The 11,558-nt window shown below is 72.8% G+C and carries 12 protein-coding genes; 4 read left to right on the top strand and 8 right to left on the bottom strand.

What is annotated here, in order from left to right; all coding sequences use genetic code 11:
* Together IH54_RS40590 and IH54_RS0133870 are read right to left on the bottom strand one after the other, a co-directional pair.
* Positions 1–660: hypothetical protein (locus tag IH54_RS40590; protein WP_052398169.1), on the bottom strand; the 660-nt coding region annotated here is incomplete at its 3' end.
* A 326-nt stretch (positions 661–986) separates the two neighbouring features.
* Positions 987–2,423 (bottom strand): MFS transporter, encoded by a 1,437-nt coding sequence (locus tag IH54_RS0133870; protein ID WP_078862737.1) that lies wholly within the window; start codon positions 2,421–2,423, stop codon positions 987–989.
* A gap of 205 nt (positions 2,424–2,628) precedes the next feature.
* Here IH54_RS0133870 and IH54_RS0133865 point away from each other — a divergent pair, with 205 nt between their 5' ends.
* Complete coding sequence (locus IH54_RS0133865) at positions 2,629–3,633, top strand: Lrp/AsnC family transcriptional regulator (protein WP_043183076.1); 1,005 nt, start codon at positions 2,629–2,631, stop codon at positions 3,631–3,633.
* 6 nt (positions 3,634–3,639) lie between these two features.
* Here the strand turns inward: IH54_RS0133865 and era are convergent, their stop codons facing one another.
* Positions 3,640–4,581, bottom strand: coding sequence for a GTPase Era (gene era / locus IH54_RS0133860; protein WP_031524425.1), 942 nt, complete (start codon positions 4,579–4,581; stop codon positions 3,640–3,642).
* 188 nt (positions 4,582–4,769) lie between these two features.
* Here era and IH54_RS0133855 point away from each other — a divergent pair, with 188 nt between their 5' ends.
* Both IH54_RS0133855 and IH54_RS0133850 read left to right on the top strand, forming a co-directional pair.
* Entirely contained in the window at positions 4,770–6,113 is a 1,344-nt protein-coding gene (locus tag IH54_RS0133855) for an ammonium transporter (protein ID WP_052398170.1), read from the top strand.
* Entirely contained in the window at positions 6,110–6,448 is a 339-nt protein-coding gene (locus IH54_RS0133850) for a P-II family nitrogen regulator (protein ID WP_031524421.1), read from the top strand. The genes IH54_RS0133855 and IH54_RS0133850 overlap by 4 nt, the downstream gene beginning before the upstream one ends.
* A 45-nt stretch (positions 6,449–6,493) precedes the next feature.
* On the opposite strand, the gene IH54_RS0133845 is transcribed toward IH54_RS0133850, so the two are convergent.
* Positions 6,494–6,871, bottom strand: coding sequence for a cytidine deaminase (locus IH54_RS0133845; RefSeq protein WP_107060332.1), 378 nt, complete (start codon positions 6,869–6,871; stop codon positions 6,494–6,496).
* Between the two features lie 124 nt (positions 6,872–6,995).
* Here IH54_RS0133845 and IH54_RS0133840 point away from each other — a divergent pair, with 124 nt between their 5' ends.
* Entirely contained in the window at positions 6,996–7,190 is a 195-nt protein-coding gene (locus IH54_RS0133840; RefSeq protein WP_031524417.1) for a hypothetical protein, read from the top strand.
* A 52-nt stretch (positions 7,191–7,242) separates the two neighbouring features.
* Here IH54_RS0133840 and IH54_RS0133835 read toward each other — a convergent pair whose 3' ends face one another.
* From IH54_RS0133835 to IH54_RS0133820, 4 genes are all read right to left on the bottom strand, one after another.
* Positions 7,243–8,556, bottom strand: coding sequence for a hemolysin family protein (locus IH54_RS0133835; protein WP_031524415.1), 1,314 nt, complete (start codon positions 8,554–8,556; stop codon positions 7,243–7,245).
* 33 nt (positions 8,557–8,589) lie between these two features.
* Entirely contained in the window at positions 8,590–9,084 is a 495-nt protein-coding gene (gene ybeY / locus IH54_RS0133830) for an rRNA maturation RNase YbeY (protein WP_031524413.1), read from the bottom strand.
* A 15-nt stretch (positions 9,085–9,099) separates the two neighbouring features.
* On the bottom strand, positions 9,100–10,173 hold the full coding sequence (locus tag IH54_RS0133825; RefSeq protein ID WP_052398168.1) for a PhoH family protein: 1,074 nt from the start codon (positions 10,171–10,173) through the stop codon (positions 9,100–9,102).
* Positions 10,174–10,416: 243 nt separating this feature from the next.
* Positions 10,417–11,538 (bottom strand): PfkB family carbohydrate kinase, encoded by a 1,122-nt coding sequence (locus tag IH54_RS0133820; protein WP_031524408.1) that lies wholly within the window; start codon positions 11,536–11,538, stop codon positions 10,417–10,419.
* Positions 11,539–11,558: the final 20 nt, after the last annotated feature.

Here is an 11,558-nt window from a genome sequence, read left to right as displayed (position 1 = left end):
CGAGGGAATGCCGTTGCGGGCGTTGATGTCCCACAGGTTGATCGCCTTGGGGTCACCGCTGGACTCGCGGATGATGTTGCGGTGGATTCCCTCGTACGTACCGGGGATCCCCTTCTTGTGCATGATGTCGAGCGACTCGCGGATCCAGCCGTCGAGGTTGTTCGCGTAGTGCTTCGCGGCCGGCTTGGAGGCGGTCGCGCTCTTCTTGTGCACGGTCGCGCTCTTCTTCGGCGCGGCCTTGGTGGCGCTCTTCTTCACGACGTCGGCGCGCTGGTGCGAGCGGTTCGCGGCGGCCTCGGCCTTCGCGCGCTCGTTCGCCCGGGCGGCGGCCTTCTTCTCGGCGGCCGCGTCCGCGGCCTCCTTCTTCGCCTGCTCGGCCTTGGCCGTCTTCTGCTGCGCGGAGTCGTCCATGGCCTTCTGCGACGCCATACCGGTCTGCGCACCCAGTTCCTTGGTGGGCGTACCGGTGGAGACGGAGAACCCGGTCGGGTCGCCCGCCGCGGTCGCCGAACCGGCTCCGGCGGTCGCTTCCAGCCCGGTGACGGTCAGCACGACCGCTGCGGCGGCGACAGCGCCGGCTGCGGTGATCTTGTGCTTCTTCGACATCTGGTTGAACTTCGCGAACGACGGGAGCTTCTTCGGGATCGTGGGGAGCTGCATGGAGAAATTACCTCTTCCGTAGCGGGACCCCTGAATTGTTAGGGGGCGGCGATCCGCCGGTCAAAGACCCGCACTACGGGGTGCGTTCGTAGGACGCTTTCACAAGGCCGGTATTCTGTGCGATACGGCGGCCGAGGTTCTCTAAGCGGCTTAGTATGTGACGCACGTCCCGTCGAGGACGTCACAAGGGGGCGCCCCCGCTCTCACCGCGAGTGAGAACGGGGGCGCCGGACGTGAGCGAATTGCGGCGGTCCTTGTGACCGCGGTCACGCGGAATTGAGGACGGAAAGGAAAGGCGAGGAAAGGCGAGGAAAGGACCTGGTTCCTCAGCGGCCCGCGGGTTCGGGCGCGGGGGCGCCGGAGGGTGCTGCCACCACCTTGTCGCCGGAGCGCGACGGCCTGACCAGCGCCAGCACCAGCAGGCCGCCGAGCAGGCCCGCGACCGCCGCCCACACCGAGATACGGTCCAGGGCCGCCGCGTACGCCGCGTGCGTGGAGCCGCCGTGGCCGGTGACGTGGCGCAGCCGGGCGGTGAAGACCGCGCCGAAGACGGCGACACCCAGCGTCATACCGAGCTGGCGCGCGGTGTTCAGCGCCCCGCCCGCCATGCCCGCGCGGTGCGGCGGCACCGCGTCCACCGCGGCCGCGGCCAGCACCGGCGTGGTCAGGCCGACCCCCACCCCGGTCACCGCGAACCCGGCGGCCAGCGAGGCCGCGCCCGACGAGGTGTGCACGGTCAGCGCCAGCAGGCCGCAGCCCGCGCCGATGATCACCAGGCCCACCCCGATCGGCAGCCGCGCGGGGAAGCGGTGCATCACGCGCCCGGCGACGGCCGCGACCACGAAGGCGGTGGCGGCCATCGGCATCATCGCCAGGCCGCCGCGGATCGGGCTGAGGCCCAGCACGTTCTGCAGCCACAGGGAGAAGTAGACGAAGCCGCTGAAGGCCGCCGCCTGGTAGAGCAGGCCGCCCGCGAGCAGGCCGCTGAAGCCGGGGCGGCGCAGCAGCGCCAGGTCGATCATCGGATGGGCCGAGCGCGCCTCGATCGCCACGAAGCCCGCGGCGGCGACCGCGGCCGCCGCGAAGGCGCCGAGCGTCAGCCCGTCCGTCCAGCCCGCGTCCCCGCCCCGGATCAGGGCGTAGGTGACCGCGGCCACGGCCAGCGTGAAGGCCGCGGCTCCCGGCAGGTCCAGGCGGCCGGTGCCGCGGCCGCCGCCCGCGGGCAGCGCCCGCAGGGTGATGAGGACGGCGACCGCCGCGATGGGCAGGTTGACCAGGAAGATCGCCTGCCAGCCGAAGCCCTGGGTGAGCAGCCCGCCCAGGATCGGCCCGGCCGCGGCGGCGGCTCCGTTGACCGCGCCCCACACACCGAACGCGACCCCGCGGTCACGCCCCTGGTAGCTGGAGGCCACCAGGGCGGCCGAGGTCGCGAACATCGCCGCCCCGCCGATGCCCTGTACGCCCCGCGCGGTGATCAGCGCCGCCGCGTTCGGCGACAGGGCCGCGCCGAGCGAGGCCGCGGCGAAGAGGACGAGCCCGGCCGCGTACAGCCGCCGGTGCCCGAAGAGGTCGCCCAGCGATCCGGCCACCAGCAGCAGCGCGGCCAGGGCGAGGGCGTACACGTCCACCACCCATTGCAGGGAGGAGAAGGGCGCGTCGAGGTCGGACGCCATCCGCGGCAGCGCGACGTTCACGATCGTGACGTCGACCAGCAGGATGAAGGCGCCCAGGCAGACAGCCGTGAGGGGCAGCCACTTGCGCATGGACGGGGCTCCGTTTCTGGGGGTGCTCGAGATGCTGAGGGTTCTCGGTGCTCTGGTGTGACGGTTCAGGTGCTCACGTGGTGACACCGCGGGGCGGCCGAATCGGGCGCCTTCAGGTGACTGTCCCAGCGTGCGGTCCCGATACGCGGAATCCGCGCCCGATCCGGCCCGGACGGCGGAATCCGACACGTACTACGATCCTGGCGTGGAATCCGACACACCGTGGAGTCCGCTCCACGACCTCGACCCCCTCGACCAGCAGGTGACGCAGGCGCTGCAGCTCGACGGCCGGGCGTCCTTCCGGCGCATCGGCGAGGTGCTGGGCGTCTCCGACCAGACGGTCGCCCGCCGCCACGCCCGGCTGCGGGAGACGGCGGGCCTGCGGGTGCTCGGGCTGACCGAACCGCTGCGGATGGGGCTCACGCCCTGGTTCGTGCGGGTGCGCTGCACACCGGACGCGGCCCAGCAGATCGGGGACGCGCTGGCCCGGCGTACCGACACCCGCTGGGTGAGCCTGCTCTCCGGGGGCACCGAGATCGGCTGCCTGACCCATGTCTCCGACCCGGCGGAGGATCCGCACGCGCTGCTGCTCAACAAACTGCCGCGCACCCCCCGGGTGGTGCAGGTCACCGCGCACGCCCTGCTGCACGTCTTCTTCGGCGGCGACCTCAGCCCCTACGGCAGGCTCGGACCGCTCACGCCCGGCCAGGTGGCGGCCCTGCGCCCGCCGCCGCCCGCGGACACCACGGAACCGGCCGTCCTCGACGAGGGCGACCGGCGGCTGCTGGAACTCCTCGCGCACGACGGCCGCACCCCCGCGGCGGAGCTGGCGGCCGCCACCGGCTGGTCGCCCACCACGGTCCGCCGCCGCATGGCCGAGCTGCGCGCGTCCGGCGTGCTCTACTTCGACCTCGACTTCGGCCCCGGCCTGCATCCGCGGGAGCTGCAGACCGCCCTGTGGCTGGAGGTGGAACCGGCCCACCTCGCCGCGGTGGGCGCGGCGCTCGCCGACCACACGCAGGTGGCCTTCGCGGCGGCGACGACGGGGACGGCCAACGTGTACGCGTGTCTGCTGTGCCGGGACGCGCCCTCGCTCTACCGCTACCTCACCGGCCCGGTGGCGGCCCTCCCCGGCGTCCGCCGCACGGAGACGGCCCCCATCCACCGCACCCTCAAGGGCGCGGGCCCGTTCTTCCTGCCCAACCGCTGAGCTGCCTCAGAAGCCCAGGCGGCGCAGCTGCTTCGGGTCGCGCTGCCAGTCCTTCGCGACCTTGACGTGGAGGTCGAGGAAGACCGGCGTGCCGAGGAGCGCCTCGATGTGGTGCCGGGACTTCATGCCGACCTCCTTCAGGCGGGCGCCCTTGGGGCCGATGATGATGCCCTTCTGGGAGGGCCGCTCGATGTAGAGGTTGGCGTGGATGTCGACGAGGGGGCGGTCGGCGGGGCGGCCCTCGCGGGGGGCCATCTCCTCGACGACGACGGCGATGGAGTGCGGCAACTCGTCGCGTACGCCTTCGAGCGCGGCCTCGCGGATGAGCTCGGCGACCATGACCAGCTCGGGCTCGTCGGTGAGGTCGCCCTCGGGGTAGAGGGCGGGGCCCTCGGGGAGCAGCGGGATCAGCAGGTCCGCGAGCAGGCCCACCTGCTCGCCGGAGACCGCCGAGACGGGCACGATCTCCGCCCACTCGATCCCCAGCTCGCGGCCGAGCTTGTCGACGGCCAGCAGCTGCCCGGCGAGGGCCTTGGAGTCGACCAGGTCGGTCTTGGTGACCACCGCGACCTTGGGCGTCTTGCGGACCTCGGCCAGCTCGCGCGCGATGTACGTGTCGCCGGGGCCGAGCTTCTGGTCGGCGGGCAGGCAGAAGCCGATGACGTCCACCTCGGCCCAGGTGCTGCGGACGACGTCGTTGAGGCGCTCGCCGAGCAGCGTGCGGGGCTTGTGCAGGCCGGGGGTGTCGACCAGCACGAGCTGGGCCTCGGGCCGGTGGACGATGCCGCGCACGGTGTGCCGGGTGGTCTGCGGCCGGTTGGAGGTGATCGCCACCTTCTGGCCGACCAGAGCGTTCGTGAGGGTGGACTTTCCGGCGTTGGGGCGGCCCACGAAGCAGGCGAAGCCGGACCGGTGGGCGGGGCCGGTGGCAGGGGTGCGAGCGCTCATGGGCCTCATTCTCCCCGATGGCGCGGGTCCGTGCGGACGGGAGCCCACAGCGCTCGCACGCCTACCTCTCGTGAGGATGGCGTAATGCGTACGCAACACGAAACACAGCGGAAACACCCACGCCCACATCCGGAAACGCGCGCCCGTGACGCTTCCGTATATCCGCCCGTGGAAGGACCCCGACCGTGCTGCTGCTGTCCTCCGGCCCCTCCGGCCAGGCGGCCGTGAACGCCGCCGACACCGCGTGGCTGCTGGCCGCCACCGCCCTGGTGCTGCTCATGACGCCCGGCCTCGCGCTCTTCTACGGCGGCATGGTCCGCAGCAAGAGCGTCCTCAACATGCTGATGATGAGCTTCGTCTCCATCGCCCTGGTCACGGTGGTGTGGCTGCTGGCCGGATACACGCTGGCCTTCGGGCAGGACGCGGGCGGGCTCGGCCTCATCGGCAACCTGAAGAACCTGGGCATGCACGGCATCGGGCCCACCGCGATGCACGGCCACGTGCCGACGCTGCTCTTCGCGACCTTCCAGATGACCTTCGCGGTGATCACGGCCGCGCTGATCAGCGGGGCGGTCGCCGACCGGGCGCGGTTCGGGGCCTGGATGGTCTTCGTGCCGGTGTGGACACTGGCCGTATACGTCCCCGTGGCGCACTGGGTGTTCGCCGACGGGGGCTGGGTCGTCGCGAAGCTGCACGCCCTGGACTACGCGGGCGGCACGGTCGTGGAGGTGTGCTCGGGTGCCTCCGGGCTGGCGCTGGCGATCGTGCTGGGGCCGCGGCTGGGCTTCCGCAAGGACGCGATGCGGCCGCACAACCTGCCGCTGGTGCTGCTGGGCGCCGGGCTGCTGTGGTTCGGCTGGTTCGGCTTCAACGCCGGATCCGCGCTGGGCGCCAACGGCATGGCGGGCGCGGCCTTCCTCAACACCCAGACCGCGGGCTGCGCGGGCCTGCTGGGCTGGCTTGCCGTCGAGAAGCGGCGCGACGGGCACGCCACGACGCTGGGCGCCGCCTCCGGTTCGATCGCGGGCCTGGTGGCGATCACCCCGTCCTGCGGCAGCGTGGACGTCCCCGGCGCCGCGCTCGTCGGCCTCGCGGCGGGCGTGCTGTGCTCGTACGCGGTGAGCTGGAAATTCCGCTGGGGCGTGGACGACTCGCTGGACGTCGTGGGCGTCCACCTCATGGGCGGCGTGGTCGGCACCGCCCTCATCGGCCTGCTGGCCACCGAGACCATGACCGGCGGCCCCGAGGGGCTCTTCTACGGCGGCGGCCTGGCACAGCTGGGCCGCCAGCTCGCGGCGATCGGGGCGGTCGGGACGTACGCCTTCGCCGTCACGTACGCGATCGGCAAGGGCATCGACCGGCTGCTGGGCTTCCGGGCGAGCGAGGAGCACGAGAGGAGGGGCCTGGACCTGACCGTGCACGCCGAGACCGCCTACGATCACGGCGTACTCACGCACGGTACGTCGCACGGCGCCGCCGCCGGGCACGCCGCCGCCGCGCAGGCCGCGCACGACAGGAGCCCCTTGGGATGAAGCTGGTCACCGCCGTCATCAAGCCGTACAAGCTCGACGACGTGAAGACCGCCCTGCAGGAGATGGGCGTGCAGGGCATGACCGTGACCGAGGCGAGCGGCTACGGCAGGCAGCGCGGCCACACCGAGGTCTACCGGGGGGCCGAATACCGCGTGGACCTGGTGCCGAAGGCCCGTGTCGAGGTGCTGGTCGAGGACGCCGACGCGGACGCGGTCATCGCGGCGGTCGTCGCGGCGGCCCGCACCGGCAAGATCGGTGACGGCAAGGTGTGGTCGGTGCCCGTCGACACGGCCGTCCGCGTCAGAACCGGTGAGTTCGGCCCCGACGCCCTCTGAGTCCGCTCCCGCCCGTTCCGGCCCCGCCGCTGCCGCCCACCCGGCTCAGCCCGCAACGACCTGCGCGCGTATCGAGCCGTCCGGCGCCGCCGTGATGACCGGGACGGCGGGGCCGCCCAGGTCGCGGACGGCGGCGCGGTCGGCGTCGGACGCCGCCTCCGCCTCCGTCACGACCGCGGCCGCCTCCAGCGACTTCGCGCCGCTCGCGACGGCCATCGCGACCGCCGTCTGCAGCGCGCTCAGCCGCAGCGACTCCAGCGCGACGGTGCCCGCCACGTACGTACGCCCCGTCTCGTCACGCACCGCGGCGCCCTCGGCCACCCCGTTGCGCGCCCGGGCCGAGCGGGCGAGGGTGACGAGCTTGCGGTCTTCCGGGTCCGACAGCTCGGCTGCCTGCTGCTGATCGCTCATACGCGCGATCATAGGGCGTCGCCCGCACCCCGCACTTCTCCCCTGTGGATTGCGCTGCGTGACCGCACATGCGCGCCCGGCAACCCCCGCCTAGCCTGGCAGGGCAGTGCCGATCCGAAGTGCCCGAGGTGATCGCATGCTTCTGCACCTGCCCGTCGTCCTCGCGCTCGCCGCCGCCACGGTCTTCCTCACCCGCAAGAGCGCGCTCAAGCCCACCCACGCCCTCGCCTGCGGAGCCCTCGGCTTCTACCTGGCCGACACCAGCCTCGCGGGCTCGATCCACGACGCCGGCGCCAACCTGCTGGGCATGCTCGGCACCTTCACCCCCTGAGACCCACCCGTCTCGCGACCCCCGGGTCCGGCAGGCTCCCCGGGCCCGGGGCTCACTGCTCCGGACCGCCCTCCGGGGCATCCGGCTCCGCCGTCAGCGGCTCCACCAGCACCGTGCCGATGCGGTTGCGGCGGCCCGCCTGGGTCTCCGCGGTCAGCCGCAGGGCGACCGCGGGGCGCTCGCCCGAGCCGTCCTCGGGGAGGGGGACGACCACCGTGGCGCCCGGGATCGGGACGCGGCCGAGGGACTTGGCCAGCAGGCCGCCGACGGTCTCGACGTCGTCGTCGTCCAGCGGCACGCCGTAGAGCTCGCCCAGGTCGCCGATGTCGAGCCGCGCGGTGACCCGGTAGCGGCCCTCCCCCAGCTCCTCGACCGGCGGGGTCTCCTGGTCGTACTCGTCGGTGATCTCGCCGACGATCTCCTCCAGGATGTCCTCGATCGTGACGATGCCCGCGGTGCCGCCGTACTCGTCGACGACGACCGCGACGTGGTTGCGGTCGCGCTGCATCTCGCGCAGCAGGTCACCGGCGTTCTTGGTGTCCGGCACGAAGGCCGCCGGGCGCAGCACGCTCGTGACCGGCTCGCTCTCGGCCGCGCGGTTGATGTGGGTGCGCCGGGCGAGGTCCTTGAGGTAGACGAAGCCGACGACGTCGTCCTCGCTCTCGCCGGTGACCGGGATGCGGGAGAAGCCGCTGCGCAGCGCCAGCGTGGTGGCCTGCCGGATGGTCTTGAAGCGCTCGATCATCACCAGCTCGGGGCGCGGCACCATCACCTCGCGCACGATGGTGTCGCCCAGCTCGAAGACGGAGTGCACCATACGGCGCTCGTCGTCCTCGATGAGCGACTCGGACTCGGCGAGGTCGACGAGCGCGCGCAGCTCCGCCTCGCTCGCGAACGGGCCGCGTTTGAAGCCCCTGCCGGGCGTCAGCGCGTTGCCGAGCAGGATCAGCAGCCCGGGCACCGGGCCCATGACGCGGGCCAGCGGCAGCAGCACGTACGAGGCGGCGGTCGCGGTGTTCATGGGGTGCTGGCGGCCGATGGTGCGCGGCGAGACGCCCACCGCGACGTACGACACCAGCACCATGACGCCGATCGCGACGGCCAGCACCTCCCAGGTGCTGGTGAAGGCGCGGTAGCAGACGACCGTGATGAGCACGGCCGCCGCGGTCTCGCAGCCGACCCGCACCAGCAGCGCGACGTTGAGGTAGCGGGTCGGGTCGGAGGCGACCGCGAGCAGGTTGGCGGCTCCCCGGCGGCCGGAGCGGACCGCGTCCTCGGCGCGGAAGCGGGAGATCCTGGCGAGCGCGGTCTCGGCGCAGGCCGCGAGCCAGGCGACGATGACGAGCAGGACGGCGGAGACGATCATGAGGCGTCCACGTGCGGTAGCCGTGCCCCCGCGTCAGTGGGTGGTGGGCGCGGGCGAGGGACCCGTCATGCCGCGCTCGGCCCGCCAGCCGTCCAGGATCGCCTTCTGCAGGCCGAACATCTCGGCCTTGTCCTCGGGCTCCTCGTGGTCGTACCCGAGCAGGTGCAGCACCCCGTGCACGGTGAGCAGCTGCAGCTCCTCGTCCATGCTGTGCCCGGTCGGCGCCTCGTCGCCCTGCTTCTTGGCGACCTCCGGGCACAGCACGATGTCGCCGAGCAGCCCCTGCGCGGGCTCCTCGTCCTCCTTGCCGGGCCGCAGCTCGTCCATCGGGAAGGACATGACATCGGTGGGGCCGGGCAGGTCCATCCACTGGACGTGCAGCTGCTCCATCGCGTCGGCGTCCACCAGGATCACCGAAAGCTCCGACAGCGGGTGGATGCGCATCCGGCCGAGCGCGTAGCGTGCGGCGTCGAGGACCGCCTGCTCGTCGATCTCCCAGCCGGACTCGTTGTTGACGTCGATCGCCATGATGGTGTGGTCCGGCTACTTTCTCTTGGGCCGTGCGGTACGGCCGCCGTTCGCGGGGTCGCCCGCTTCGGCCGCGGCGAGCGCGTTGTCGTACCGCTCGTACGCGTCCACGATCCGCCCGACCAGCTTGTGCCGCACCACGTCGGTGCTGGTCAGCCGTGCGAAGTGGACGTCGTCGACGTCCGCGAGGATGTCCTGCACCTGGCGCAGGCCGCTCTTGGTGCCGCTCGGCAGGTCGACCTGGGTGACGTCACCGGTGATGACGATCTTGGAGTCGAAGCCGAGCCGGGTCAGGAACATCTTCATCTGCTCGGCGCTGGTGTTCTGCGCCTCGTCCAGGATGATGAAGGCGTCGTTGAGCGTGCGGCCGCGCATATATGCCAGCGGGGCGACCTCGATCGTGCCGGCCGCCATCAGGCGGGGGATCGAGTCGGGGTCCAGCATGTCGTGCAGGGCGTCGTAGAGCGGGCGCAGGTAGGGGTCGATCTTCTCGTAGAGGGTGCCGGGCAGGAAGCCCAGGCGCTCGCCGGCCTCGACCGCGGGGCGGGTCAGGATGATGCGGTTGACCTGCTTGGACTGGAGGGCCTGGACGGCCTTCGCCATCGCCAGGTAGGTCTTGCCCGTACCGGCCGGGCCGATGCCGAAGACGACGGTGTGCTTGTCGATCGCGTCCACGTAGCGCTTCTGGTTGAGCGTCTTGGGGCGGATCGTGCGGCCGCGGCTGGACAGGATGTTCTGGGTGAGCACCTGGGCCGGGGTCTCGGCGTCCTCGTCGGCGGCGGTGCCGTTGGCGCGGAGCATCGCGATGGAGCGCTCCACGGCGTCCTCGGTCATCGGCTGGCCGGTGCGCAGGACGAGCATCATCTCGTCGAACAGCCGCTGCACGAGAGCGACCTCGGCGGCGTCGCCGACGGCGTTGATCTCGTTCCCCCGCACGTGGATGTCGACGGCCGGGAAGGCCTGCTCGATCACGCGGAGGAGAGCGTCGCCAGATCCCAGGACGGTCACCATGGGGTGCTTGGCCGGTACGACGAAGTGGGCGCGCGCCGGCTGCGGCTGCGGCTGCTGCTTTGTCGGTGTCTGAGTCATGGGCCGGCGCTAGGGCCTGCTCATCCCGCTTTCTGCTGATCGAGGAGCCCGGTTAAGGCCTTGTGTCCCAAGCCTACGACGTGGGGCGTCGGGCGCCGAGGGGATTTGCCGTTGTCATCGGCGACCCGCGGCGACCCGCGGCGGACCGGCGGGGGACTGGCGGCGGACCCTCTGCGGCACCACGGCGGACCCGCGGCGGACCCGCGGCCGCACCACGGCGGCACCACGGCGGCACCGCAGGGCTCACGCGCGGCGGAAGCCGATCGTCGGCACCGCCCGGGGCAGCGGCCAGCGGCGCGGGGCGGGCGGGATCAGCTCGTCCAGGAAGGCGTAGCGGCGCAGGGCCTCGCCCGGGGTGCCCGGGTCCGCCTTGGCCCGCGTCCACCACGCGGCGACCTCCGTCCAGCCCGGCGCGGACAGCGAGCCGCCGAACTCCTGGACGGACAGCGCGGCGCACAGCGAGCCGAACGCCAGCCGGTCCCGCAGCGGCCAGCCCGCGAGGCTGCCGGTGACGAAGGCGGCCACGAAGACGTCCCCGGCGCCGGTCGGATCCAGCGCGTCCACGATCAGCGCGGGCACCTCCGCCGTCTCGCCGCTGCCGGAGTCCACCGCGACCGCGCCCTCGGCACCGAGCGTGACGACGGCCAGCGGCACCAGCTCCGCGAGCCGGTACGCGGCGGCGCGCGGGCTCGCGGTGCGGGTGTAGCGCATGGCCTCCTCGGCGTTCGGCAGGAAGGCCGCGCAATGCCGCAGCTCGGCCAGATCCGCCGGATCCCAGCGGCCGGTGTCGTCCCACCCGACGTCCGCGAAGACCTCCGTGCCGGACGCGGCCGCGCGGGCGACCCACTCGCGGTCCGGGTCGGGCGCGGGCGCCTCGTCGGAGGCCCGCTCGCGCTGCCCCAGCGAGGCGACCGCGGCCCGTGCGGGCGGCGGGCACGCGGGCACCGGCTCCTGCTCGGGCGGCGGAGCCCGGTGGCCGTGGCTGACCATGGTGCGCTCGCCCTCGTACGCCATCGACACCGTCACCGGCGAATGCCAGCCGGGGATGCGGCGGGAGGGCCCCAGGTCGATGCCCTCGCCCTGGGAGAGGCTCTCCCAGCAGTAGTCGCCGTACATGTCGTCGCCGAAGGCGGCGGCGAGCGTCGTGCGCAGGCCCAGCCGGGCCAGGGCGGTGGCCATGTTCGCCACGCCGCCGGGGCTGGAGCCCATGCCGCGGGCCCACGACTCCGTGCCCCGCACGGGCGCGCTGTCCAGGCCGGTGAAGATGATGTCGAGGAAGACGGTGCCGGTGAGGTAGACATCGGTCGCCGGGTCCCCCGCGGCGCGCAGCGCGCCGAGCGGATCGAGAACGGGCTGGTCGTGCATGGAACACACTGTGCCCGATA

It is taken from the genome of Streptomyces sp. NRRL F-5123 (assembly GCF_000721495.1).
Taxonomy (GTDB): Bacteria; Actinomycetota; Actinomycetes; order Streptomycetales; family Streptomycetaceae; genus Actinacidiphila.
The sequence above is the reverse complement of the archived record's forward strand: the minus strand, read 5'-3'. Positions and strand labels throughout refer to the sequence as shown.